This window comes from Sphingopyxis italica (assembly GCF_011926545.1).
In the GTDB taxonomy this organism is placed as follows: domain Bacteria; phylum Pseudomonadota; class Alphaproteobacteria; order Sphingomonadales; family Sphingomonadaceae; genus Sphingopyxis; species Sphingopyxis italica.
Window position 1 is genome coordinate 67,209 of sequence record NZ_JAATIT010000007.1, and the last position, 23,855, is coordinate 91,063.

The window sequence follows — 23,855 nt, forward strand, 5'->3', positions numbered from 1 at the left end:
TTGATGATCGGGCGCGCGTCGCGCATTCTCGGGCGTATGAGCAAGAAATCCAGCCAGAGTCCCAAGGGGCTGCGTCAATTTGTGGATACCGATCAGCAGGACGCGTGGCTGGAGGGCAGGGCGGAATGGGCCGACGTCGGGGAGCGGCAGGATTCGATCGAGCAGCGGATGCGATACGCCCCCCGCTTTCAGAAGCTGTTGCGCCGACCGCAGGCGCCCGACCTGTTTGGGATTCTCGAGCTATATGGCCGGACCTGCCTTCCCATGCCCCGCGCGACGGAGCGATATTATTGGTCGGTTTCCTGCCTGCCATCGACCTCGGACAAGCCCTTGGTCCGCGTCAACGCGAGCTGGATGGAGCTGTTCACCCTCTACGCTGACGGCGACGATCTTCGCGCCCGGTTCATCGTCCATCTTTCGGACTTCACGACCGACGGGTCGCACGCGCCGGAGAGGATCGATCGGGCCTTTCTCGAGCGGAGCGTGCGGGCGCCCGAAGACGTGAGCTATTCCTTTCCTAGCGGCCCGGACATCTTCATCGTCAAGATACGGAGCTCCGCCGCCATCCGGGACTTTCTCGCGCTTCCGCGCGCGCTGCGCGCCGTGCGGCGATTCAACCTGACGCATATGAACCGCGGCCGGAACGCCTATCAGGCCAGCCATTCCTATAGCGTGGCCGATTACATGCTGGGCGAAGGCGCTTCCTGACGGGCGGCGGATGGCCGCCGCCCCACGTCTTTTAGTGGCGCGCGAGTTCGTCGCGGCCGACGACCATATAATGGACCTCGTCGGGGCCATCGGCGAAGCGCAGGTGGCGGACGTCGGCATAAAGATCGGCGAGCGGGGTCCAGTGCGAGATGCCCGTCGCGCCGTGGATCTGAATCGCCTGGTCGATGATCTGGCAGACGCGTTCGGGGACCATCGCCTTCGCCATGCTGACCCAGACGCGCGCCTCGCGATTGCCGAGCAGGTCCATCGCCTTTGCGGCCTTCAACACGATCAGCCGCATCGCCTCGATCTCGACGCGCGCGCGGGCGATCACTTCGAGATTCTTGCCGAGCTGCGACAGCGGGCGGCCGAAGGCGGTGCGTGAATTGCCGCGCTTGACCATCAGATCGAGCGCGACCTCGGCCTTGCCGATCGTGCGCATGCAGTGATGGATGCGGCCCGGGCCGAGGCGCATCTGCGAAATCTCGAAGCCTCTTCCTTCGCCGAGCAGGATATTCTCGCGCGGGACGCGGACATTGTCGAAGCGCATGTGCATATGGCCCTGCGGCGCGTGGTCGGCGCCGAACACGCGCATCGGGCCGAGCACTTGAACGCCGGGCGTGTCCATCGGCACCAGTATCTGCGAATGCTGGCCTTTGCGCGACGCTTCAGGGTTGGTCTTGAGCATGCAGATCAATATCTTGCAGCGCGGGTCGCCGGCGCCGCTGATGAAATATTTCTCGCCGTCGATGACCCATTCGTCGCCTTCGAGGTGCGCGCTCGTCTCCAAGTTGCTCGCATCCGACGAGGCGACGCCGGGTTCGGTCATCACATAGGCCGAACGGATTTCGCCGTTCAAAAGGGGTTTGAGCCAGCGGTCCTTCTGCTCGGGCGTGCCGACCATTTCGAGCACTTCCATATTGCCCGTGTCGGGCGCCGAGCAGTTCAGCGATTCGGACGCGAGCGGCGACTTGCCGAGTTCGGCGGCGATATAGGCATAGTCGAGGTTGCTGAGCGGCGTGCCGGTGTCGCCGTGCGGCAGGAAGAAGTTCCACAGGCCCGCGGCCTTCGCCTTGTCCTTTGCGCCTTCGAGCAGTTCGAGCTGCCCCGGCGCCCAGCTCCAGCGATCGGTGCGGCCTTCGCCGAGGCGGAAAAATTCTTCGGTGATCGGATCGACATTGTCGGCGATGTGGCGCTTGACGGCGTCGAAGAGCGGCTGCGCTTCCTTCGACATGCGCAGGTCGTTGAGTTCGGCCTGAAGTTCGATTTCGGTCATTTTGCGGGGTCTCCGGTGGATTTACCGGAAGAGGTTAGCGACGCTGGGCTATCTATGAAAATGATAGGTGGGAATATTGGATATTCGTATATCTAATATTCCCCGTCATCCCGGCGAAGGCCGGGATCTCACCCTATCGGAATGACGCACCGGCGGGATCCCGGCCTTCGCCGGGATGACGATATTAGAAGTTCATGCCGGTTTCGCCAATTCGTCGACGATGATCGCGCGCAGCCAGCCGAGTCCCGGGTCGGCCTGTGCCGCCTGGTGCCAGTAAAGATAGCTGCCGCCGGGTTCGACCGGCAGCGGCAGGTCGAGAAGCTGCATCGGCCACATCGCGTCGAGCACCGCGGCGTGCGATTTGGGAAGCGCGAAGAGCAGGTCGGACGCGGCGACGATCTGCCACGCGGTGATCGCATGCTGGCACCGCACCGCGACACGGCGCGTCAGGCCCATGCGGTCGAGCGCCATATCCTCGATCCCCGGACCATAGGGCCGCGCCGTCGCGATGATATGATCCAGCGCCAGATAGGTATCGAGATCGAGCGCGCCGTCGACGCGCGGATGTCCCTTGCGCGCGACGACGACGAGCGGTTCGGCGCCGAGATAGTGGCGGCACATCCGGTCGTCGGCGGGCAGCGCGACATCGAGCGCAAGGTCGAGATCGCCGTTCGCCAGCATCATCACGAGCTCGCGGCGGCGGAAGGTGACGCTGGCGAGCGCGACGTGCGGCGCCTCGCCGCGCACGCGCGCGACCAGCGAGGAAAAGCGCGGCATTTCGCCCGACAGCCGCACCCCGATGCGAAACTCGCGCGTGGTTTGCGCAGGCTCGAACGCGGTTGCGGCGTCGAGCGCGGCGTCGAGCCCGCGCAGCGCCTCGCGCACCGGCCCCGCGATGGCGCGCGCGGCGGAGGTCGGGACGAGGCGGTTGCCCTGCCGCACGAAAAGCGGATCGTCGAACTGCGTGCGCAGCCGCGCGAGCGCGTGGCTGATCGCCGGCTGCGACAGGTGGAGGTGCCGCGCCGCCGCGGACACGCCGCCCTTGGCGAAGATCGCGTCGAAAATGCGCAGCAGGTTGAGATCGAACCGGGCGAGATGCCGCAAGGCCTGCTCCTAGATGCGGGACCGGCGGCCGGCCCGGGTTCGATCGCGTCGATCAGTCAATCGTGCTCGCCAGTTCGCGGTTGAGCCACAGCGCGACGAGTGTGCCGAGCGCGCCCGACAGCAGATAGGCGCCTGCGGCGATCAGCCCGAATTCGCTCGACAGCCACAGCGCGACCATCGGCGCGAAGCCGGCGCCGAACAGCCAGGCGAGGTCGGAGGTGAAGGCCGAGCCGGTGTAGCGGTGGCGCGGATGGAAGTTCGACGAGAGCGCCCCCGACGACTGGCCGAACGACAGGCCGAGCAATGCGAAGCCGAGGATCATGAACGCCGCTTCGCCGATTTCGCCCGCGCCGAGCAATTGCGGCGCGAAGCCGCTGAACGCCGCGATGGCGGCGGCGGTGACCGCGAGCATCGTGCGGCGGCCGACGCGGTCGGCGAGAATGCCCGAGGCGACGATCGATCCGACGCCGACGACCGCGGCGATCGCCTCGATCACCAGGAAACGGACCGGACTTTCGTCGGTGAACAGGAACACCCACGACAGCGGATAGACGGTGACCATGTGGAACATCGCGAAGCTGGCGAGCGGCGCGAAGGTGCCGATGAGGATCGTCTTCCATTCCGACCGCACCGTTTCGAGCAGCGGTGCGGGTTCGAGCGCGCGATTTTCGAACAGCTCGGCATATTGGGGGGTGACGACGATGCGCAGCCGCGCGAACAGCGCGACGACGTTGATCGCGAAGGCGACGAAGAAGGGATAGCGCCAGCCCCAGGCGAGGAAATCTTCGGCCGGCAGCGCCGAGATCAGGAACATGAAGAGCAGGCTGGCGACGATCAGGCCCAAGGGCGCGCCGAGCTGCGGGATCATCGCGTACCAGCCGCGGCGGTTTTCGGGGGCGTTGATCGCGAGCAGCGAGGCGAGGCCGTCCCACGATCCGCCGAGCGCGACGCCCTGGCCCATGCGGAACAGCGCGAGGAACAGCGCCGCGCCGACGCCGACCGACTCGTAGCTTGGCAGGAAGGCGATCGCCGCGGTCGATCCGCCGAGCAGGAAGAGCGCGATCGTAAGCTTGGCGCCGCGGCCATAGGCGCGGTCGATCGCGGTGAAGATGATCGTGCCGACCGGGCGCGCGACGAAGGCGAGCGCGAAGATCGCGAACGACCAGAGCGTGCCGGTGAGCGGGTCGAGATGTGGGAAGACGAGCTTCGGAAAAACCAGCACCGACGCGATGGCGTATACGAAGAAGTCGAAGAATTCCGACGTCCGCCCGATGATGACGCCGATCGCGATCTCGGCGGGGTCGATGCGGTGGCTGCCGTCCTCGGCGCCGTGGAGGGCGCGGGCATCGCGTTCGGCCTCGGTGGTGGGAACGGTGTCGGCAGCCATGGTAACAATCCTTGAGCTGGAGCCTCCGCTTGCGCAGGATGCGGCGGCACGAGTCGGTCATAGGGCAGAATCGCCCCGAATGAAAATGCCCCTGCGCGATGATGGACGATCGCGGGATTGGACAAAATGTCCTATGTGCAGTGCAACAAAGGAGGATTAGGCACCCGCCATGCCAAGCAATCTCCCCCGTTTTTCCGCCCGATTGCGGCTGTTGCCGCTGCTCGCCGCGCTGCCCCTTTTGTCGGGTTGCGGGCTGATCGTGCTCGATCCCGCCGGCGACGTCGCGCGCCAGCAGGGCGATCTGATCGTCCTGTCGACGGTGTTGATGCTGCTGATCATCGTGCCGGTGATGGCGCTGACGATCTTCTTCGCGTGGAAATATCGCGCGTCGAACAAGGAGGCGACCTACAAGCCCGACTGGGATCACTCGACGCAGCTCGAACTCGTGATATGGTCGGCGCCGCTGCTGATCATCATCTGCCTTGGCGCGGTGACGTGGGTCGCGACGCATTTGCTCGACCCCTATCGCCCGCTCGCGCGCACGGCGCCGGGCCAGCCGGTCGCGGCCGAGGTCCAGCTGCTCGATGTGCAGGTTGTCGCGCTCGACTGGAAATGGCTGTTCATCTATCCCGAACAGGGCGTGGCGACGGTGAACGAGCTGGCGCTGCCGGTGAACCGGCCGGTGCGGTTCCGCATCTCCTCCTCGTCGGTGATGAACAGCTTTTACGTGCCGGCGCTCGCGGGGCAGATTTACGCGATGCCGGGCATGGAAACCAAGCTCCACGGCGTGTTCGACAAGACCGGCGAATATGAGGGCTTTTCGGCCAATTATTCGGGCTGGGGCTTTTCGAACATGCGCTTCGCGGTGAAGAGCCTGCCCGCCGGCGAGTTCGACCAATGGGTCGCGGCGACGAAGGCTTCGGCCGAAGGCGACCTCAGCCGCGCCGAATATCTGAAGCTCGAGAAGCCGACGCACAAGGAACCCGTCCGCCGCTTCGCCGCGAGCGATCCGCAGCTGTTCGACGCCGTCGTCAACATGTGCGTCGAGCCCGGCAAGATGTGCATGCACGACATGATGTCGCTCGACGCCGCGGGCGGTGCGGGCATCGCGGGCATCGGCAATGTCCGGCAGGTGGCTTATGACAAGTTCGCCGCGCGCGGCACCGTCGACGCCGCACGCTGGAGCATGCGCTATGTCGCGGCCTATTGCAGCGCGCCGGTGATGTCGAACGACCGGCCCGACGCGAAGCCCGTGGCACCGGAAATGCTGAAGGGCGAGGGGCTTCCGGTCCCGGCCAGGCCCGAACGCACCGCGCTGACCGCGCCCGCCGCCCGCCCGATGTCCTGAACGAGCCGAGACCCCCTATGATCCCGCATCCCGCACCCGAAACCGGTCCGATCCTTGGCAAGCTGTCGCTCGAGGCGCTGCCGCTGCACGAGCCGATCCTCGTCGCCACCTTCATCGGCGTCGTCCTCGGCGGCATCGCCGTGCTCGGCCTGATCACCAAATTCCGCCTCTGGGGCACTTTGTGGACCGAATGGTTCACCACCGTCGACCACAAGCGCATCGGGATCATGTACATGATCCTCGGGCTCATCATGTTCCTGCGCGGTTTTGCCGATGCGATTATGATGCGGTTGCAGCAGGCGATGGCGTTCGGCGGGTCCGAAGGCTATCTGACCCCGCATCATTATGACCAGGTGTTCACCGCGCACGGTGTGATCATGATCTTCTTCGTCGCGATGCCGTTCATCACCGGGCTGATGAACTATGTCGTGCCGTTGCAGATCGGCGCGCGCGACGTCAGCTTTCCCTTCCTCAACAATTTCAGCTTCTGGATGACGACCGCGGGCGCGGTATTGACGATGATCTCGCTGTTCATCGGCGAATATGCCCAGACCGGCTGGCTGGCCTATCCGCCGCTATCGGGGATCGCCTACAGCCCCAATGTCGGCGTCGACTATTATATCTGGGGCCTACAGATAGCCGGCGTCGGCACCACATTGTCGGGTATCAACCTGGTCGTCACGATCCTGAAGCTACGCGCGCCGGGCATGGGGCTGATGAAGATGCCCGTCTTCACCTGGACCTCGCTCTGCGCGAACATCCTGATCGTCGCCAGCTTCCCGATCCTGACCGCGACGCTCGTGCTCTTGAGCCTCGACCGCTATGTCGGCACCAATTTCTTCACCAACGACCTCGGCGGATCGCCGATGATGTATGTGAACCTGATCTGGATCTGGGGGCACCCCGAGGTCTATATCCTCGTGCTGCCGCTGTTCGGCGTCTTCTCCGAAGTCACCTCGACCTTTTCGGGCAAGCGCCTCTTCGGCTACACCTCGATGGTCTATGCGACGATCTGTATCACGATCCTGTCGTATCTCGTCTGGCTGCACCATTTCTTCACCATGGGGTCGGGCGCCAGCGTCAACAGCTTCTTCGGTATCACGACGATGGTGATTTCAATCCCGACCGGGGCCAAGCTCTTCAACTGGCTGTTCACCATGTATCGCGGCCGCATCCGCTTCGAACTGCCGATGATGTGGACGGTCGCCTTCATGCTGACCTTCGTCATCGGCGGCATGACCGGGGTGCTGCTCGCGGTGCCGCCTGCCGACTTCGTGCTCCACAACTCGCTGTTCCTGATCGCGCACTTCCATAATGTGATCATCGGGGGCGTCTTGTTCGGCCTGTTCGCGGCGATCAACTATTGGTGGCCCAAGGCGTTCGGCTACAAGCTCGACGTCTTCTGGGGCAAAATCAGCTTCTGGTGCTGGGTGGTGGGCTTCTGGGTCGCCTTCACGCCGCTCTATATCCTCGGCCTGATGGGCGTGACGCGGCGCATGCGGGTGTTCGACGACCCGAGCCTGCAAATCTGGTTCGTGATCGCAGGGATCGGCGCGCTGATCGTCGCCGCGGGCATCGGCGCGATGCTGGTCCAGTTCGCGGTGAGCATCTGGCGCCGCAAGGAACTGCGCGACACCACCGGCGGCGATCCGTGGGAAGGGCGCACGCTCGAATGGGCGACCAGTTCGCCGCCGCCCGACTATAATTTCGCTTTCACCCCGGTGATCCATGACCTCGACGCGTGGTACGACATGAAGACGCGCGGGGCTCAGCGTCCGGTCGATGGCTATCGCGACATCCATATGCCGAGCAACACCGGCACGGGGATGATCCTGTCGGGCTTCTGCCTCGTCATGGGCTTTGCGCTCGTCTGGCACATCTGGTGGCTCGTCGCGCTGAGCTTTGCGGCGACGATCGTCGGCGCGATCTATCATACCTTCAACTACAAGCGCGATTTCGACATTCCGGCGGCGACGGTCGCCGCGGTCGAGGAAGCGCGGACCCGCCAGCTGGCGGCCGGAGCCTGATGCGATGAGTGCCAAGACGATAACCGCCGACGCGCCCGTCCAATTCTACGACCTCGACGAGCATGCGCATCCCGAGGGGTACAGCACGATGCTGGGCTTCTGGATCTATCTGATGAGCGACTGCCTCATCTTCGCGATCCTGTTCGCCTGTTACGCCGTGCTCGGCGGCAGCTATGCCGCGGGGCCCGCGCCGAAGGATCTGTTCGACCTGAAGCTGATCGCGCTCAACACCGCGATGCTGCTCTTCTCGTCGATCACCTATGGCTTTGCGGTGCTCCAGATGCAGCAGGGCAAGGTGAAGGGCGTGCAGATCTGGCTTGCGGTCACCGCGCTGTTCGGGCTCGCCTTCCTCGGCATCGAGCTTTACGAATTCCACCATCTGATCGAGATCGGCGCGGGGCCGCAGCGCAGCGCCTTCCTGTCGAGCTTCTTCACGCTGGTCGGCACGCACGGGCTGCACGTGACCTTCGGCATTATCTGGCTGGTGACCTTGATGTTCCAGCTGTCGAAGCATGGGCTGATCGCCGCGAACAAGCGCCGCGTGATGTGCCTGTCGATGTTCTGGCACTTCCTCGACGTCGTGTGGATCGGCGTCTTCACCTTTGTCTATCTGATGGGAGTGCTGCGGTGAGCCACGACCTCCACCACACAGACGGCCATCACGAGATCGAGATGCCGCACGCGTCGATGCGAGACTATGTCATCGGGTTCCTGCTGTCGGTGATCCTCACCGCCATCCCCTTCTGGCTGGTGATGACGATGCCGCTCAGCGCAGGCGTGACGGGCGCGATCATCATGGGTTTCGCGGTGGTGCAGATCGTCGTCCACATGGTCTTTTTCCTCCACATGACGCCCAAGGCCGAGGGCGGCTGGTCGCTGACCTCGCTCGTCTTCACGATCATCGTCGTCGTGATCATGCTCGCGGGGTCGCTGTGGGTGATGCACCACCTCAACACCAATATGATGCCGATGCCGCACGAGCCGACCAGTCAGGTTACGGGCCAGGTGCTTTGACACGCGCCCGCCGCGCGGCCTTTGCCGCGGCGGCGCTGGTTGCGGCGATCGGTCTCGCGGCGCTCGGCGTCTGGCAGATCGAACGGCGCGCGTGGAAGCATGAGCTGGTCGCGGCGGTCGATGCGCGTCTTCATGCGGCGCCCGTGGCGCCGCCGGGACCCGATCGGTGGGATGCGGTCAATGCCAAGAATGACGCCTATCGACGCGTCATCGCGTCGGGGACATTCCGGCACGACCGCGAGACGCTGGTGCAGGCGGTAACCGAGCGCGGCGCGGGCTATTGGGTGGTCACGCCGCTCGAAACGCCGGGGTTCGCCTTGCTGGTCAATCGCGGCTTCGTGCCCAAGGACCGGCGCGAGGCGAAGACCCGCGCGGCGGGCAATGCCGCGGGGTCGGTGACGGTGACCGGGCTGCTCCGCGTCACCGAGCCCGGCGGTGCGTTCCTGCGCTCGAACGATCCCGCGGCCGATCGCTGGTTCTCGCGCGATGTCGCGGCCATCGCGCAGGCGAAGGGGCTGGGCAGGGTCGCGCCTTATTTCGTCGATGCCGACGCGTCGCCGAACCCCGGCGGCTATCCGGTCGGGGGTCTCACCGTCGTGCGCTTTCGCGACCATCATATGGTCTATGCGCTGACCTGGTTTGCGCTCTGTGCGCTCAGCCTCTTTTTTGCGTGGCGGCTGTGGCGTATCCGGGAATGATGACCGACCCGACGATCCTGCCGACCGCGCCCGCGCGGGCCCCAGCCGGCCGCCGCAACATGACGCTGCTGATCCAGTTGCGCTGGCTTGCGGTGGGAGGACAGCTCGCGACGATCGGGATCGTCAGCGGGCCGATGGGAATTTCGCTGCCCCGCGCGCCCTTGCTCGGGGCGATCCTTGTGCTGATCGCGATCAATTTCGCGAGCGCCGCCTTGCTCCGTCGCGGCCGCGGGGTGACCAATGCCGAACTGACCGCGGCGCTGCTGTTCGACGTCGCGGCGCTCGGCTGGCAGCTTCATCACAGTGGCGGGCTCGCCAATCCTTTCGCCTCGCTCTTTCTGCTCCAGGTCGTGATCGGCGCGGTCCTGCTCACTCCGCGCTCGTCATGGGCGATTGTCGTCGCGGCATTGGCGGCGCTCGCGGCGCTGCGCGTCGATCCCACGCCGCTGGTGCTGCCGCCGGCCTATGCCGACGATCCCATGGGCCTCTATCTTCAGGGCAGCTTCGTCTGCTTCCTGCTGATCGCGGTGCTCCTCGTCGCCTTCGTCACGCGGATCAGCCGCAACTTGCGCGACAGCGACGCCGCGCTCGCCGCCAGCCGCCAGCGCGCGGCCGAGGAGGATCATATCGTGCGCATGGGGCTGCTCGCATCAGGCGCGGCGCATGAACTGGGCACGCCGCTATCGACGCTGTCGGTGCTGATCGGCGACTGGCAAGCGGCGCCGCGGCTGAAGGACGATCCCGAACTGCAGGAGGATCTTGCCGACATGGACACCGCCGTCCAGCGCTGCAAGACGATCGTCAGCGGCATTTTGATGTCGGCGGGCGAGGCGCGCGGCGAGGCGCCGCAGCTGACGACGATGCGCGCGTCGTTCAACGAGATCGTCGCGCACACGCGCGCGGTGCGCCGTCCGGGCACGGTCGAGTTCAACGACCGTTTCGGCACCGACGTCGCGATCGTTTCGGATCCGGCGCTGCGGCAGGTGATCGGCAATGTTCTCGACAATGCGGCCGAGGTGTCGCCCGACTGGACCAGCTTCACGACGTCGCGCGACGGCGACATGCTGGTGATCGAGATCGCCGATCGCGGGCCGGGTTTCAGTCCCGAGATGCTCGAGAATTTCGGCCAGCCCTATCGTTCGACCAAGGGGCGGCCCGGCGGCGGACTCGGCCTGTTCCTGCTCGTCAACGTATTGCGCAAGCTCGGCGGCGGCGCCAGCGTCTCCAACCGCGATGCGGGCGGCGCGCTGGTCAGGATATTCCTGCCAATTTCGGCGCTCGCCCCGCCCGGTGGAGAGAAGGCATGACCCACACCCCAAGCGACCCGCGCCAATTGCTGATCGTCGAGGACGACGAGGCGTTCGCGCGGACGCTGAAACGCTCGTTCGAGCGGCGCGGCTATGCGGTCGAAGTCGCGCGCAGCCCCGAGGAGATGAACGCGCTGCTGGCGACATTCCGGCCCGGCTATGCAGTGGTCGACCTCAAGCTCGGCGGCGCGTCGGGGCTCGCGTGCGTGCAGACACTGCGCGCGCTCGATCCGGCGATGCGGATCGTCGTGCTGACGGGTTTTGCGAGCATCGCGACCGCGGTCGAGGCGATCAAGCTCGGCGCCTCCTATTATCTCGCCAAGCCGTCGAACACCGACGACATCGAGGCGGCGTTCGAGCGGGCGGAGGGCAATGCCGAAACCCCGCTCGACGCGCGCCCGTCGTCGATCAAGACCGTAGAGTGGGAACATATCCACCGGGTGCTGGTCGAGACCGACTTCAACATTTCGGAAACCGCGCGCCGGCTGGGGATGCACCGGCGCACCTTGGCACGAAAGCTGGAGAAAAGGCAGATACGCTGAGCGGCGGCGCCTATTTCTTCTCCACCAGTTCGCGCAACAGGAAGCCGTGGAGCATCGCCGCGCGCACCGCGTCCTCGGCATGGTCGGCGCCGACCGAATGGCCGCCCTCGATATATTCGTGATAATAGACGCGGTTGCCGTTCTCCATCAGCCGCGCGGCGAATTTGCGCGCGTGGCCGGGGTGGACGCGGTCGTCCTTGGTCGAGAGGTAGAGGAAGATCGGCGGATAGGTCACGCCCTTGCGGATGTTGTGATAGGGCGAATATTTCGACAGGAACGCCCAGTCTTCGGGTACGTCGGGATCGCCATATTCGGCAACCCATGAGGCGCCCGCGAGCATCTTGTCATAGCGCCACATATCCTTGATCGGCGAGCCCGAGATCACCGCGCCGTAAAGGTCGGGGCGCTGCGTCATCGCCGCGCCGACGAGCACGCCGCCGTTCGAGCGGCCCGAGATCGCGATCTTGCCCTTGGCACTGACGCCGGCCTTGACCAGATCCTCGGCGACCGCGTGCAGGTCGTCGAAGCTGTTCTGGCGTTTCTCGCGCAGCGCCGCCTGATGCCAGGCCGGACCATATTCGCCGCCGCCGCGGATGTTGGCGAGGACATAGCCGTTGCCGTCCTCGACCCAGAACAGCCCGAGCGGGCCGGCGCGATAGGGCTGGCCGGTGAGATAGCCGGGCGTCTGCGCGGCTCGGAAACCGCCATAGGCGTGGATCAGCGCGGGCACGGGGCCGATCGCACCCGTCTTGCGGACGAGGAAATAGGGGATTTTCGTCCCGTCCTTCGACGTCGCGAACCGCTTTTCGACGGTCATGTCCTTCGCGTCGAAGGTCGCGGGCAGGCTCTGCACCGCCTTCGGCGCGGCGTCCTCGGTCACGGCAAAAAGCGTCGGCGGGGTCAGCATCGTTTCGGCGGTGGCGAGGATCGTGTCGCGCTTGCCGATCGTGCCGGCGATCGTCACGGTGGCGTTGTCGGCGAGTGGAACCGCCTTCTGGTTCCATGCCCCGGTCGCGGGATCGCGGCGCAGCGCGAAGAGCTTGCCTTCTACATCGTCGAGCGCCTTGACCCACAGGATATTGTCGGTCGCGGCGACATCTTCGATCGCCTGCGCCTTCGTCGGGGTCATCGCGGTGACGATCGGCACCTTGCGGTCGGCCGACATATCCTCGATCGAGAGCGAGACGAGCGAGCCCGCCGGGATGTTCGCCCAGTCCTGATTGAGGAAGATGACGAGCTGTCCGTCGACGACGTCGCGGATGCTCGCGGTGTCGGGGATGATTGTCGAGATATAGCGCGAGGCGACGATGTTCGGCAGTTTGATGTCGGCGGTGTAGAAGGTCTTGCCGCGGCTGATCATCGGCCAGCGCTTGTCACCGTCGACGAGCGCGAACACGTTCATCCCGACATCCTCATGTTCGCCCTCGGCCAGCGTTTCGGCCGCCGAGAGTGGCGTGCCGCGTTTCCAGCGCTTGACGATGCGCGGGTAGCCCGACGCGGTCATGCTGCCCTCGCCGTAATCGGTCGCGACGAGCAATGTGTCGGCGTCCTCCCACGTCACGCTGCTCTTCGCCTGCGGCAGGGTGAAGCCGCCTTCGACGAATCTTTTGGTCGTGCGGTCCCATTCGCGCACGATGTCGGCGTCGGTGCCGCCGGGGCTCAGCGAGACGAGGCAGCGTAGATAATCAGGGGCGAGGCAGTCGGCGCCGTGCCAGACCCAGCTCTGCTTTTCGGCCTTGCCGAGCGCATCGACGTCGATCAGCGTCGTCCAGACGGGCTTGCCGGCGAGATAGGCGTCGAGCGGGCTCTGGCGCCAGATGCCGCGCGGGTTGGTCGCATCGCGCCAGAAATTGGTGATCGTCTCGCCCATCACCTCGCCGGGCTCGGCGATCTGGCGCTCGTCGTCGAGGATGGCGCGGGCGCGCTTGCGGTCGGCCTCGAAGCCGGGACGAGCGGTGATCAGCTTGTCGGTGGCCGCATTTTCCTTTTTGACCCAATCGAGCGCCTTCGCGCCCTCGATATCCTCGAGCCAGAGATAGGGGTCCCCCTCCTCGTTGGCGTCCTGCGGCGCGGCGGTGGCGACGGCGGTGATGGAACAGCTGAGGGCAAGCGCGGCGAGGCTGGCGCGGATCATTCGATAGTCTCCCCTGGGGTGTGGTGGCGCTGTGCTAGCGTCCTTCGGCAGGAGATTGAAGTATATAAGCCCCTCCTCTGAAGAGGAGGGGCGAATTGTGGGATTACTGGTCGATGATGATCGTGCCCGGATGATGCTTGTCGAGATGCTTCTTGATAATCTTGAGGTTACGCGTGTTCGAGCGGAAGAAGAAGTCGAAGGCATCGCCGACGAGCGGCACCGCGCCGAGCGCGGTATCGACGCCTAGATTGCCGACCATGCGCCAGATCTTCCATTTCGGCATGCCGAGGTTGCGCGCCTCCCAGATCAGATAGGCGCCCATCGTCGCGGCGATCACGTCGCCGACGACGGGGACGAGGCCGACGATCGCGTCGAGGCCGACGGGGCGGTTGATGCCGGGGATGACGAAGCTGCGTTCGAGCAGGATTTCGAGCGTCTCGACGCGCTTGCGTAGCGCGGCGGGATCGCTGCGGTTCTGGATCAGCGCGTCGAAGATCGCGTCGGGGTTGGGCGGCGAAGGGGCCATCGGGGTCCTTTCAAAAGCACTCGAAGTGAAGCGCCACTGTATTAGTTAGGTAAGTCGATCAGATGATTCAATGGGTGCTGCGCACGGCCGTTGGCGCGCAGGCCCGTCAGGCGCTGCGACGCGACCGACCAGCGCAGAGGCGTCGCGATCGGGATGAAGGGGGCGTAACGCACCAGCACCGCCTCCGCCTCGCCGATCTGCTGGCGGCGCTGGCCGGTGTCGATATTGGCGGTCGCCAGCGCGATCAGATCCTGCGCCTCGCGGTTGCACAGCGTGTCGCGCCGGCACGACAGGCGGCGCAGCGCCCAGATCGGATCGTCGTTCGGCGCGACTTCGTCGATCAGGCGGAGGTCGGCTTTCGACGCCATGGCGACGCGGCGGCTCGGCACGCCGATCGCGTTGAAGTCGGCCGCAACATAAGCGAACAATATGCGCCCGCCCGGCGTATCCGGAACCGCGATACGCACCGGCTCGATCTCGCGCCCCGCGGCGCGCCACGCGTCGACCACCCGCTTCGCCTGGGCAAGGCGCGAGGCTTCGTCGAATTCCGCCCAGGCGGGAACCAGCGGCACCGGGCCGCCATCGCGCGCGTAGAGCGCGGGGCGCAGCGTAACCTGCTGCTGCCATTCCGTGAGGCCAAAGGCCTCGATCAGCCGCTCGCGCCGGACCGCGCGGACCAGCGCGTCGCGGTTGACGTCGGTGGCGAGGAAACCCTCGGCGCGGACGAACGTCAGGCCGAACAGGCCGGGCACCGGATCGACGACAAGGCGCGAGCGGCCGATGTTCGACGCGACGAAATAAGGCAGGGTCGAAAAACGGCCGCCGATCACGCCGTCGGCATAGCCGTTCTTGAACCGCGCGACCGCGCCCTCGGGCGAGGTGCCGACGAGCTCGATCGAGGCGGCGGGATCGTTCGCGGCGGCCTCGGCGGCTTCGGGATCCTCGGCGAGAGGGTCGGGAACCGGCGAGAGCAGCACCGCATTCCCGACCTTGCGCGCGCGCATCGGGCCCCAGCCCATGCCCTTGTTGACGATCGCCATCGACGGCTGGGCGAGCAGTTCGAGGAGCGCGGGTTGCGGCACCGAGAGGCGGATTTCGATGACCGCGTCGGTCATCGCCTTGATCGTATCGACCTCCGGGAAATCGTCTTTCAGGACATGGCGGCTGGCGGGCGCGAGATAGTCGCGCAGGATTTCGGCGACATCCTCGGCCGTCACCTTGCGCCCGTTGGTCCATTTGGCTTCGCGAAGGCGGAAAATATAGCTGCGCCCGTCGGTCGTCACGGTCCAGCGGTCGGCGAGGCCGGTGTCGATCTGACCCTCGCCGTCATAGCTGACGAGCCCCTGCGAGGTCGCATCGAGCAGCGCGGCATTGGCGGCCGACAACTCTCCGGAAAGCGGCGTTGCGGAAAGGTTGAGCGTGCCGATCGCGGCGATCTTCACCGGGCCGCGTTCGCCGAACAGGTCGCAACTCGCGAGCGACAAGGCGATCAGGACGGCGAGGCCGAGATGGCGGGCGCGGCGCTGCCCTGGCTTACTGCTGGCCCGGTGATCGTCCTCGTGTTGCGGCATGGCAGGCATCATAAGGATAAGCGGCAAAACCGGAAGAGGCGATCGGGACTGTTCGCCGGTGGAAGGAGCGGACGGATGATCGGGCGGCGCGGGGTCCGGGCAAATTTTGACCCGTCGGAGGTCATTTCTTCGCCGCTGGGCGCGTTATCTCGGCATCGCCATATGCGGACGCGAGCGGCGCGCCCCTGGCATAGTCGATCAGCAACCGGAAATAGCCCGGGGTGAAGCGGGTCGACACGCGCGATCCGTCGGGCGCGGTCTCGAATTCGGTCATGCCATGTTCGGCCTTGGGAAAGACGGCGAGGGTGATCGGCTGGCCTGCGGCGATCAGCCCCTTGATCCGCCGCGCGGTTTCGCCGGCCGGCGCGTCGATATCCTGCCCGCCAAGCGCCCAGAGCTGCGGCACGCGGACCGCGCGGAGCGTCGGCATCGGGTCGTAGTGGACGGGCGTGCCGAAGGCGTATGCAGGTGCCTTTGCCCTTATTTCCTCGGCCGTCATGTCCAGGATGACATGCGTAAAATTGCCGTGGACGTCCTTGTACCACGGCGCGTTTCGATAACGTGTCCGCACCGAATCCAGTTCGTCGATTCCCTCGATCGTTTCACCTGCCACGACACTTTCGAATACGCGCGTCGCCGCAGCGCCGATCTCCTGCGCCTTGGCGATCACATCGGGGCCATAGCCTTTGAGCCCCATCTGGAAGGCGATGGCTTCGCGGTCCTCGTCGGCGACCGATACCGCGAGGCCGAAGCTGACGATCAGAAAGTCGACCTGCGTGCGCGTCGCCGCGAGCGGTGCGATCCAGCCGCCCTGGCTCGGCCCCTGGAAACCGAAGCGCGTGCCGCGCGCGCCCGCCATCCGCCGCGTTTCGGCGAGCGCGGCGACGGCGTCGTCGGCGAGGAGCGAAAAGACCTGCGTATATTTGTCGCCCGACGCGCCGGTGCCGCGCTTGTCATAGACGAAAGCGCCGATGCCTGCGGCGGGAAGCATGCGCTGCAGCGAATTGGAATCGCGCGCGGACGAAAATTCCGCGCCGTGGAGCAGCACGACGATCGGCACCGGACCATCGCCGGGCGGCATCACCAGCCGGCCGACAAGCTGGGTGCCGTGGCTGGTGAAGCTGGTCTCGCGCGTTTCGAACGCGATTTGCTGCCCCTTGCGCTCGCCGAACTGCATCGTCTTCGCCGCGCAGTCGAAACGGACCGTCAGGCCATCGGGGCGCCCCGTCCAGCCGGTGGTGCCCGCCCAGTGATCGCCATCGCGTTTCAATTCGCCGCTCGCGCCATCGAGACCGCGCCAGCGCAGCGCGCCTTCGCTCGCCGCGGCGACGTCGATGACGCCGCCGTCGGACAGGCGATATGCACCCTGCGCGCAGTCGCTTTCCGCCGCGGCGGTCGGCGTCGCCATCAGCAAGGCGGCGATCAGTGCGGCTCGTGCCATATGCCGGAAAATGGAGTTGTCGCCGCGAAGCGTTGATTGGGTTGCCAGCATGATGTCCCGCGCCTGAAAGTTACTGAGGAAAAGGCGATTCCGTTAGAGCCAGGATGGTGCGGACGGCGGGACTTGAACCCGCATGACACTAGGCCGGCAGATTTTAAGTCTGCTGCGTCTACCGATTTCGCCACGTCCGCGCGGGGTTTGGTCAAGCCGATGGGCCGGTGGAGGTCAAGCGATGTTTGGCGCTTCACGCGATGCGGCTGCTCGGCTAAACGCATGGCATGACAGTGGTTCTCCAGATTTCCGGCCTCGGAAAAACCTATAAAAGCGGTCACAAAGCCCTGAGCGATGTCGACCTTTCGATCAACAAGGGCGAGATTTTCGCGCTGCTCGGGCCGAATGGCGCGGGCAAGACGACGATGATCAGCATCGTCTGCGGCATCGTCACGGCGAGCGCGGGGACGGTGACGGTCGGCGGGCATGACCATGCGCAGGGCTATCGCGCGGCGCGGTCGATGATCGGACTGGTGCCGCAGGAGCTGCATACCGACGCGTTCGAAACGGTGCTGGCGACGGTGAGTTTCTCGCGCGGATTGTTCGGCAAGCCCAAGAATCCTGCGTTCATCGAGCAGCTGCTCAAGGATCTGTCGCTGTGGGACAAGCGCGATTCCAAGATCATGGAATTGTCGGGCGGCATGAAACGCCGCGTGATGATCGCCAAGGCGCTGAGCCACGAACCCGAAATCCTGTTCCTCGACGAACCCACCGCCGGCGTCGATGTCGAACTGCGCCGCGACATGTGGAACATGGTGCGGTCCTTGCGCGAGCGTGGGGTCACGATCATCCTGACAACGCATTATATCGAGGAGGCCGAGGAAATGGCCGACCGCGTCGGGGTGATCACCGGCGGGCGGCTGATCCTGGTCGAGCAGAAGGACGAGCTGATCAAGAAGCTGGGGCGCAAGACGCTGACGCTCAATCTGGCCGAACAACTGGAGGCCGTGCCCGCCGAACTTGCCGACTGGAAGCTTGAGCTCGCCGGCGATGGGCATGAGCTCGTGTATGAATTCGACAGCCAGGCCGAGGCGACCGGGGTGCCCTCGCTGCTGCGGCGAATGACCGACATCGGCGTAGCGTTCAAGGATCTGCATACAAGGCAAAGCTCGCTCGAGGATATTTTCGTCGGGCTGGTGCATGGCGGAGGAGACGAGGAATGACCCGGGCGTCAATAAATAGGGACAGTCCCTATTTTTCTCGAGCCAGCCTTTTCGATCGCCAACCCGGTGAACGAAAAATAGGGACTGTCCCTATTTATTGGGAGAAGGCCGCATGACGGCGAACTGGCGCGGCGTGCGCGCGATCTACGCTTTCGAAATGGCGCGCTTCGGCCGCACTTTCTGGACCAGCCTGATGCTGCCGGTGATCACGACGGCGCTCTATTTCGTCGTCTTCGGATCGGCGATCGGCAGCCGGATGACCGAGGTCGGCGACGTGCCCTATGGCGCCTTCATCGTCCCGGGGCTGATGATGCTGACGATGTTCACCGAAAGCATCAGCAACGCCTCGTTCGGCATCTATATGCCCAAATGGACGGGGACGATTTACGAGATGCTGTCGGCGCCGCTGTCGCCGCTGGAAACCGTGATCGCCTATGTCGGCGCGGCGGCGACCAAGTCGGTGGTCATCGGGGCGATCATCTTTGCGACCGCGCATCTGTTCGTCGACGTGCAGGTCGCGCATCCGCTGCTGATGGCCGCCTTCATGATTTTGATGGCGGTGACCTTTTGCCTGTTCGGTTTCATCATCGGCATATGGGCGCAAAGCTTCGAGCAGCTTCAGGTCATTCCGCTGCTCGTCGTCTATCCGCTGACGTTCCTCGGCGGCGCTTTCTACTCGCTCGACATGCTGCCCGCGGCCTGGCGGACGGTGACGCTGTTCAATCCCGTCGTCTATCTGATCAGCGGGTTCCGCTGGACCTTCTTCGGCAAGGGCGACGTCGGGATCGAAGTTAGCATGGGCGCGGTCGCCTTCTTCCTGGCGCTGTGCCTCGGGGTGATCTTCTGGGTGTTCCGGACGGGGTATCGGCTGAAGAATTGAGCAAGCGGCGGGCTCTGCCGGCTTCGTCATCCCGGCGAAGGCCGGGATCCCGCCTTATCGTGTTGATGCACCGGCGAGATCCCGGCCTTCGCCGGGATGACGGGCCATTGCTGGAATGGCGGGTAGCGGGCGGCGAAAAATTCAGCCGTTCAAACGCTCGCGCATTTCCTTGCCGGGTTTGAAATAGGGCACGCTTTTCGCCTTCACATCGACGGCGGCCCCGGTGCGGGGATTGCGGCCGGTGCGCGATTCGCGCGCGCGGGTCGAGAAGGCGCCGAAGCCGCGCAACTCGACGCGGCCGCCCGCCGCGAGCTGATCGACGATGGAGTCGAAAAAGGTGTCGACGATGCGCTCGATTTCCTCAAGCCGCAAATCGCTGTTTTCGCTCGCGATCTTTTGAACCAGTTCTGACCGGATCATGTGCTTCCCCTAGATATACAGTCACGCCTTCCCGCCGAGGCGGGTTTCCGGTCGTTGCCGGCCCTTGTGCGTGAGACCCCTCCCAACGCGCCCGTGAAGGTATCACGAATCGCGGTCTGGTCAAAAATATATCACGACAAGAAAAAGGCCCGCAGAGGGACACTCCGCGGGCCTTTTCCGATGCCTGACGGCGGAAGGGGATCAGTCCTTCTTGCCGGCCTTCAGCGCTTCGCCGAGGATGTCGCCGAGCGACGCACCCGAGTCCGACGAACCATATTGCGCGACAGCCTGCTTCTCTTCGGCGATCTGCATCGCCTTGACCGAAAAGTTCGGCTTTTTCGAGCGGTCGAAGCCGATGACCATCGCATCGAACTTCTGACCGACCTGATAACGCTCGGCGCGCTGTTCGTCGCGGTCGCGGCCGAGGTCGGCACGCTTGATGAAGCCGGTGGCGCCATCGTCGCCAGCCTGAACTTCGAGGCCGTTGTCGCGGACTTCGAGAACGGTGACGGTGATGACGTCGTTCTTCTTCACCGAACCGGCGGCAGCGGTCCCGCCGCCAACGGCCGGAGCACCCTTTTCAAGCTGCTTGATGCCGAGGCTGATGCGTTCCTTCTCGACGTCGACGTCGAGAACGACGACCTGGACGGCCTCGCCCTTGCGGTGGAGGTGCAGCGCTTCTTCGCCCGAGATGCCCCACGCGATGTCCGACATGTGAACCATGCCGTCGACGTCGCCCGGCAGGCCGACGAACAGACCGAATTCGGTCGCGTTCTTGACTTCGCCTTCGACGACCGAGCCGACCGGATGGGCGTCCGCAAAGGCGCCCCACGGGTTCGACTGGGCCTGCTTGAGGCCGAGCGAAATGCGGCGCTTGTCGCTGTCGACTTCGAGGACGATGACGTCGACTTCCTGGCTCGTCGAGACGATCTTGCCGGGGTGGACGTTCTTCTTGACCCACGACATTTCGCTGACGTGGACCAGGCCTTCGATGCCGGCTTCGAGTTCGACGAACGCGCCGTAATCGGTGATGTTCGTGACCGTGCCCGAGAGTTTCGCGCCGATGGGGTATTTGGCGGCGACGCCTTCCCACGGATCGCTTTCGAGCTGCTTCATGCCAAGGCTGATGCGCTGCGTGTCGCGGTTGATGCGGATGATCTGCACCTTGACCGTATCACCGATGTTGATGACTTCGCTCGGGTGGTTGACGCGCTTGTAGCTCATGTCGGTGACATGGAGCAGGCCGTCGATGCCGCCGAGGTCGACGAACGCACCATAGTCGGTGATGTTCTTGACCGCGCCTTCGATGATCTGGCCTTCTTCGAGGTTCTGGATCAGGCCCGAACGCTGTTCGGCGCGCGTTTCTTCGAGGATGGCGCGGCGCGACACGACGATGTTGCCGCGGCGACGATCCATCTTGAGGATCTGGAAGGGCTGCGGCAGGTCCATGAGCGGGCCGACGTCGCGCACCGGGCGGATGTCGACCTGCGAACCCGGAAGGAACGCCACGGCGCCGCCGAGGTCGACGGTGAAGCCGCCCTTGACGCGGCCGAAGATGACGCCTTCGACGCGGGCTTCCTTGTTGAATTCTTCTTCCAGGCGGTCCCAGGCGGCTTCGCGGCGAGCACGGTCGCGCGACAGCATGGTTTCGCCATTGGCGTTTTCGACGCGGTCGACATAGACTTCGACTTCGTCGCCGACGTTGAGGTCGGCCTTCTGGCCGGGCATCGCGAATTCGCGAAGCGGCACGCGGCCTTCGCTCTTCAGGCCGATGTCGATCACTGCCAGGTCGTTTTCGATCGCAGTCACGGTGCCCTTGACGACGCGGCCTTCAAAGCCGCCGTCGGCACCACCAAGCGATTCGTCGAGCATCGCGGCGAAATCGTCGCGCGTCGGGAAAGCCGTAGTGGCCATAGAGTGTATTCCTTACTTCATTGTTCCGGCCAAGCGGTTGGTTCCGCTGGTCTTGTGGCCGATCCGTCCCGTCCGCCGGATGCGAGGCGGGACATCCTTCAAACCGCTAGCGAGCCAAGGCGCAGGCAAAGCAAAATGGGCGCGATGGGTGAACCCCGTCGCGCCCGACGCTCGGATATGGAGCGGCGGCTTGTCCGTGCCTCGACCGGCAAATAGCCCGTCGGACCGCGCGCATATAGTCCGCACCCCCTGCAAAAGCAAGGCGGAAAGCCGGTTCTAGCCCCGTGCCTTGCGGCGTTCCTCGACAAAGGCGATCGCGGCGGCGATCGCGGCGTCGCGGTCCATGTCGCTGTTGTCGAGCAGCATCGCATCGGCGGCGCGGAGGAGCGGCGCGTCGGCGCGGCCGGTGTCGCGCGCGTCGCGGGCGTGGACGTCGGCGAGCACCGCGTCGAAGCTGACGTCCACCCCGCGCGCGAGCATCTCGGCGTGGCGGCGGCGCGCGCGTTCCTCGGGGCTGGCGGTCACGAACAATTTGGCGTCGGCGTGCGGCGCGATGACGGTGCCGATGTCGCGTCCGTCGAGCACCGCGCCGCCGGGCTGGTTCGCGAAATCGACCTGGCGCTGGAGCAGTGCGGCGCGGACCTGCGGGTGGACCGACGCGCGGCTGGCGAGGCTGCCCGTGCTTTCGAAGCGCAGCGCGGGATCATCGAGCAGGCTGGCGGGAAAGTCGCACGCGGCGAGCGCGTCGGCGGCGTTGTCCGGATCGCCGTGATTGAGCTGCGTCTGATAGCCTACCGCGCGATAGAGGAGCCCGGTGTCGAGCACGGGCAGGCCGAAATGCGCGGCGAGCGCCTTGGCGATCGTGCCCTTGCCCGACGCGGTGGGTCCGTCGACGGCGATGATCATTGCTGCAAGCCCGTCAACAGAGTTTCGAAATTGGGAAAGCTGGTCGCGACGGGCGCGATGTCGTCGATCGTCACCGGCGCCTTGCTGACGAGGCCCGCGACCGCGAAGCTCATGCAGATGCGGTGATCGAGATGGCCCGCGATGGTCGCGCCGCCGGGCAGCGGGTCGCCGCCGGTGCCGTCGATGACGAGGCCGTCTTCGCTTTCCTGGACGCGGGCGCCGATCGCCTGGAGGCCCGTCGCCATCACCGACAGGCGGTCGCTTTCCTTGACGCGCAGCTCGTCGAGCCCACGCGTCACCGTGCGCCCCTCGGCGAGCGCGGCGGCGACGAACAGGATCGGGAATTCGTCGATCATGCTCGGCGCGACGGCGGGGTCGACCTCGATGCCCTTGAGGTTGCTGTGGCGGACGCGGAGGTCGGCAACGGCCTCGCCGCCGACTTCGCGGGCGTTCAGCAGTTCGATGTCGCCGCCCATTTGCTTCAGAACATCGACGAGGCCCGCGCGCGTCGGGTTGAGGCCGACATTGGCGATGGTGACGTCCGATCCGGGCACGATCAGCGCCGCGACGATGAAGAAGGCGGCCGACGAGGGGTCGCCGGGAACGGCGATCGTCTGCGGCTTCAATTCGGCCTCGCCGCGGATGCGGATATGCCGCGTGCCGTCGCCGCCCACTTCGACGGTCAGGTCGGCGCCGAAACCGCGTAGCATCCGCTCGCTATGGTCGCGGGTGGGCACGGGTTCGATGACTTCGGTGATCCCCGGCGTGTTGAGCCCGGCGAGCAGCACCGCGCTCTTCACCTGCGCCGACGCCATCGGCAGACGGTAGGCGAGGGGGATGGCGGGGGCGAGGCCGCGCACCATCAGCGGCAGGCGGCCGCCGGGCGAGGCCGAGATATCGGCGCCCATCTGCGCCAGCGGATCGATGACGCGGCCCATCGGACGCCCCGACAGGCTGGCGTCGCCAACGAAAGTGGCGGTGATCGGGTGGCTGGCCACGAGGCCCATGAGGAGGCGCGTCGAGGTGCCGCTGTTGCCCATGTCGAGGGCCTCGCGGGGCTGGAGCAGCCCGCCGACGCCGACGCCGTGGATGCGCCATTCGCCGTCGTCGCGGCGTTCGATCGCCGCCCCCATCGCGCGCATCGCTGCGGCCGTCGCGAGCACATCATGCCCTTCGAGCAGCCCCGTGACGCGACTTTCTCCGACCGCGAGCGCCGACAGCATCAGCGAGCGGTGCGAGATGCTCTTGTCCCCTGGAATCGCGATCCTGCCTTTCAGCGGAGCGGAAGCGGGAAAGGCGCGCGGGGTGGCGGTTTGATCGGTCATGGCGTGCGGCTTTTGACAGCGGCCTTGCAATCTGGCAAGGCGCACGCCGATTTGACGGATAGCTATTCAGGCGCCGTCGCTTTTCCGATATTTCTATCCTGTTCCAAAGGGTT

At 65.4% G+C, this 23,855-nt stretch carries 21 protein-coding genes and 1 tRNA gene; 10 read left to right on the forward strand and 12 right to left on the reverse strand.

Annotated features, from left to right (window positions below):
- Nucleotides 1-36: 36 nt before the first annotated feature.
- A complete protein-coding gene (locus GGR90_RS18650; protein ID WP_167922917.1) occupies nucleotides 37-708 on the forward strand; it encodes a hypothetical protein in 672 nt (223 codons plus the stop codon).
- Between the two features lie 31 nt (nucleotides 709-739).
- On the opposite strand, the gene GGR90_RS18655 is transcribed toward GGR90_RS18650, so the two are convergent.
- The 3 genes from GGR90_RS18655 to GGR90_RS18665 all read right to left on the reverse strand — a co-directional run bounded on the left by GGR90_RS18655 (nucleotide 740) and on the right by GGR90_RS18665 (nucleotide 4,475).
- On the reverse strand, nucleotides 740-1,984 hold the full coding sequence (locus GGR90_RS18655; RefSeq protein ID WP_167922918.1) for an acyl-CoA dehydrogenase family protein: 1,245 nt from the start codon (nucleotides 1,982-1,984) through the stop codon (nucleotides 740-742).
- Nucleotides 1,985-2,176: 192 nt separating this feature from the next.
- The gene (locus GGR90_RS18660) at nucleotides 2,177-3,088 is read right to left on the reverse strand and encodes a LysR family transcriptional regulator (RefSeq protein ID WP_167922919.1); all 912 of its coding nucleotides are present in this window, start codon (nucleotides 3,086-3,088) and stop codon (nucleotides 2,177-2,179) included.
- Between the two features lie 52 nt (nucleotides 3,089-3,140).
- A complete protein-coding gene (locus GGR90_RS18665) occupies nucleotides 3,141-4,475 on the reverse strand; it encodes an MFS transporter (protein ID WP_167922920.1) in 1,335 nt (444 codons plus the stop codon).
- A gap of 169 nt (nucleotides 4,476-4,644) precedes the next feature.
- On the opposite strand from GGR90_RS18665, the gene cyoA reads away from it, so the two are divergent.
- Genes cyoA through GGR90_RS18700 form a run of 7 tightly spaced genes read left to right on the forward strand, consistent with a single transcriptional unit; the run spans nucleotide 4,645 to nucleotide 11,411 of the window.
- On the forward strand, nucleotides 4,645-5,823 hold the full coding sequence (gene cyoA, locus GGR90_RS18670; RefSeq protein ID WP_167922921.1) for a ubiquinol oxidase subunit II: 1,179 nt from the start codon (nucleotides 4,645-4,647) through the stop codon (nucleotides 5,821-5,823).
- A gap of 17 nt (nucleotides 5,824-5,840) precedes the next feature.
- Complete coding sequence (gene cyoB / locus GGR90_RS18675; RefSeq protein WP_167922922.1) at nucleotides 5,841-7,850, forward strand: cytochrome o ubiquinol oxidase subunit I; 2,010 nt, start codon at nucleotides 5,841-5,843, stop codon at nucleotides 7,848-7,850.
- A 4-nt stretch (nucleotides 7,851-7,854) separates the two neighbouring features.
- Nucleotides 7,855-8,481 carry a cytochrome o ubiquinol oxidase subunit III gene (gene cyoC / locus GGR90_RS18680; RefSeq protein ID WP_167922923.1) on the forward strand — a complete coding sequence of 209 codons (627 nt, stop codon included), beginning with the start codon at nucleotides 7,855-7,857 and terminating at the stop codon, nucleotides 8,479-8,481.
- Between the two features lie 41 nt (nucleotides 8,482-8,522).
- A complete protein-coding gene (gene cyoD / locus GGR90_RS18685) occupies nucleotides 8,523-8,864 on the forward strand; it encodes a cytochrome o ubiquinol oxidase subunit IV (protein ID WP_167922968.1) in 342 nt (113 codons plus the stop codon).
- Entirely contained in the window at nucleotides 8,861-9,562 is a 702-nt protein-coding gene (locus GGR90_RS18690; RefSeq protein WP_167922924.1) for an SURF1 family protein, read from the forward strand. Before cyoD ends, GGR90_RS18690 begins: the two co-directional genes overlap by 4 nt.
- Entirely contained in the window at nucleotides 9,562-10,869 is a 1,308-nt protein-coding gene (locus GGR90_RS18695; protein WP_167922925.1) for an ATP-binding protein, read from the forward strand. The genes GGR90_RS18690 and GGR90_RS18695 overlap by 1 nt, the downstream gene beginning before the upstream one ends.
- A complete protein-coding gene (locus GGR90_RS18700; RefSeq protein WP_167922926.1) occupies nucleotides 10,866-11,411 on the forward strand; it encodes a response regulator transcription factor in 546 nt (181 codons plus the stop codon). Before GGR90_RS18695 ends, GGR90_RS18700 begins: the two co-directional genes overlap by 4 nt.
- A 10-nt stretch (nucleotides 11,412-11,421) precedes the next feature.
- Here GGR90_RS18700 and GGR90_RS18705 read toward each other — a convergent pair whose 3' ends face one another.
- The 5 genes from GGR90_RS18705 to GGR90_RS18725 form a co-directional block, all read right to left on the reverse strand.
- Nucleotides 11,422-13,545, reverse strand: a complete 2,124-nt coding sequence (locus tag GGR90_RS18705; protein ID WP_167922927.1) for a prolyl oligopeptidase family serine peptidase — start codon at nucleotides 13,543-13,545, stop codon at nucleotides 11,422-11,424.
- Between the two features lie 103 nt (nucleotides 13,546-13,648).
- On the reverse strand, nucleotides 13,649-14,071 hold the full coding sequence (locus GGR90_RS18710) for a DUF4112 domain-containing protein (RefSeq protein WP_167922928.1): 423 nt from the start codon (nucleotides 14,069-14,071) through the stop codon (nucleotides 13,649-13,651).
- A 41-nt stretch (nucleotides 14,072-14,112) separates the two neighbouring features.
- Nucleotides 14,113-15,642 (reverse strand): ABC transporter substrate-binding protein, encoded by a 1,530-nt coding sequence (locus tag GGR90_RS18715; protein WP_167922929.1) that lies wholly within the window; start codon nucleotides 15,640-15,642, stop codon nucleotides 14,113-14,115.
- Between the two features lie 121 nt (nucleotides 15,643-15,763).
- Entirely contained in the window at nucleotides 15,764-17,083 is a 1,320-nt protein-coding gene (locus GGR90_RS18720) for an alpha/beta hydrolase family protein (RefSeq protein ID WP_167922930.1), read from the reverse strand.
- Nucleotides 17,084-17,188: 105 nt separating this feature from the next.
- Nucleotides 17,189-17,274: transfer RNA gene (locus GGR90_RS18725), tRNA-Leu, on the reverse strand.
- A gap of 87 nt (nucleotides 17,275-17,361) precedes the next feature.
- Here GGR90_RS18725 and GGR90_RS18730 point away from each other — a divergent pair.
- Together GGR90_RS18730 and GGR90_RS18735 are read left to right on the forward strand one after the other, a co-directional pair.
- A complete protein-coding gene (locus GGR90_RS18730; protein WP_167922931.1) occupies nucleotides 17,362-18,297 on the forward strand; it encodes an ABC transporter ATP-binding protein in 936 nt (311 codons plus the stop codon).
- 112 nt (nucleotides 18,298-18,409) lie between these two features.
- Complete coding sequence (locus tag GGR90_RS18735) at nucleotides 18,410-19,177, forward strand: ABC transporter permease (protein ID WP_167922932.1); 768 nt, start codon at nucleotides 18,410-18,412, stop codon at nucleotides 19,175-19,177.
- Nucleotides 19,178-19,318: 141 nt separating this feature from the next.
- On the opposite strand, the gene GGR90_RS18740 is transcribed toward GGR90_RS18735, so the two are convergent.
- From GGR90_RS18740 to aroA, 4 genes are all read right to left on the reverse strand, one after another.
- Nucleotides 19,319-19,597, reverse strand: a complete 279-nt coding sequence (locus tag GGR90_RS18740) for an integration host factor subunit beta (protein ID WP_167922933.1) — start codon at nucleotides 19,595-19,597, stop codon at nucleotides 19,319-19,321.
- 201 nt (nucleotides 19,598-19,798) lie between these two features.
- The gene (rpsA, locus tag GGR90_RS18745; protein WP_167922934.1) at nucleotides 19,799-21,511 is read right to left on the reverse strand and encodes a 30S ribosomal protein S1; all 1,713 of its coding nucleotides are present in this window, start codon (nucleotides 21,509-21,511) and stop codon (nucleotides 19,799-19,801) included.
- Nucleotides 21,512-21,787: 276 nt separating this feature from the next.
- Nucleotides 21,788-22,417, reverse strand: a complete 630-nt coding sequence (locus GGR90_RS18750) for a (d)CMP kinase (protein WP_167922935.1) — start codon at nucleotides 22,415-22,417, stop codon at nucleotides 21,788-21,790.
- On the reverse strand, nucleotides 22,414-23,742 hold the full coding sequence (gene aroA / locus GGR90_RS18755; protein WP_167922936.1) for a 3-phosphoshikimate 1-carboxyvinyltransferase: 1,329 nt from the start codon (nucleotides 23,740-23,742) through the stop codon (nucleotides 22,414-22,416). The genes GGR90_RS18750 and aroA overlap by 4 nt, the downstream gene beginning before the upstream one ends.
- Nucleotides 23,743-23,855: the final 113 nt, after the last annotated feature.

What these genes read in the sequence shown, in the direction of transcription:
- GGR90_RS18740 (WP_167922933.1), bottom strand. Translation starts at nt 19,597, where the DNA reads ATGATCCGGTCAGAACTGGTTCAAAAGATCGCGAGCGAAAACAGCGAT.
- GGR90_RS18655 (WP_167922918.1), bottom strand. Translation starts at nt 1,984, where the DNA reads ATGACCGAAATCGAACTTCAGGCCGAACTCAACGACCTGCGCATGTCG.
- GGR90_RS18750 (WP_167922935.1), bottom strand. Translation starts at nt 22,417, where the DNA reads ATGATCATCGCCGTCGACGGACCCACCGCGTCGGGCAAGGGCACGATC.
- cyoD (WP_167922968.1), top strand. Translation starts at nt 8,523, where the DNA reads ATGCCGCACGCGTCGATGCGAGACTATGTCATCGGGTTCCTGCTGTCG.
- GGR90_RS18705 (WP_167922927.1), bottom strand. Translation starts at nt 13,545, where the DNA reads ATGATCCGCGCCAGCCTCGCCGCGCTTGCCCTCAGCTGTTCCATCACC.
- GGR90_RS18700 (WP_167922926.1), top strand. Translation starts at nt 10,866, where the DNA reads ATGACCCACACCCCAAGCGACCCGCGCCAATTGCTGATCGTCGAGGAC.
- GGR90_RS18720 (WP_167922930.1), bottom strand. Translation starts at nt 17,083, where the DNA reads ATGGCACGAGCCGCACTGATCGCCGCCTTGCTGATGGCGACGCCGACC.
- GGR90_RS18650 (WP_167922917.1), top strand. Translation starts at nt 37, where the DNA reads ATGAGCAAGAAATCCAGCCAGAGTCCCAAGGGGCTGCGTCAATTTGTG.
- cyoA (WP_167922921.1), top strand. Translation starts at nt 4,645, where the DNA reads ATGCCAAGCAATCTCCCCCGTTTTTCCGCCCGATTGCGGCTGTTGCCG.
- aroA (WP_167922936.1), bottom strand. Translation starts at nt 23,742, where the DNA reads ATGACCGATCAAACCGCCACCCCGCGCGCCTTTCCCGCTTCCGCTCCG.
- GGR90_RS18735 (WP_167922932.1), top strand. Translation starts at nt 18,410, where the DNA reads ATGACGGCGAACTGGCGCGGCGTGCGCGCGATCTACGCTTTCGAAATG.
- rpsA (WP_167922934.1), bottom strand. Translation starts at nt 21,511, where the DNA reads ATGGCCACTACGGCTTTCCCGACGCGCGACGATTTCGCCGCGATGCTC.
- cyoB (WP_167922922.1), top strand. Translation starts at nt 5,841, where the DNA reads ATGATCCCGCATCCCGCACCCGAAACCGGTCCGATCCTTGGCAAGCTG.
- GGR90_RS18695 (WP_167922925.1), top strand. Translation starts at nt 9,562, where the DNA reads ATGACCGACCCGACGATCCTGCCGACCGCGCCCGCGCGGGCCCCAGCC.
- GGR90_RS18715 (WP_167922929.1), bottom strand. Translation starts at nt 15,642, where the DNA reads ATGCCGCAACACGAGGACGATCACCGGGCCAGCAGTAAGCCAGGGCAG.
- GGR90_RS18710 (WP_167922928.1), bottom strand. Translation starts at nt 14,071, where the DNA reads ATGGCCCCTTCGCCGCCCAACCCCGACGCGATCTTCGACGCGCTGATC.
- GGR90_RS18730 (WP_167922931.1), top strand. Translation starts at nt 17,362, where the DNA reads ATGACAGTGGTTCTCCAGATTTCCGGCCTCGGAAAAACCTATAAAAGC.
- cyoC (WP_167922923.1), top strand. Translation starts at nt 7,855, where the DNA reads ATGAGTGCCAAGACGATAACCGCCGACGCGCCCGTCCAATTCTACGAC.
- GGR90_RS18665 (WP_167922920.1), bottom strand. Translation starts at nt 4,475, where the DNA reads ATGGCTGCCGACACCGTTCCCACCACCGAGGCCGAACGCGATGCCCGC.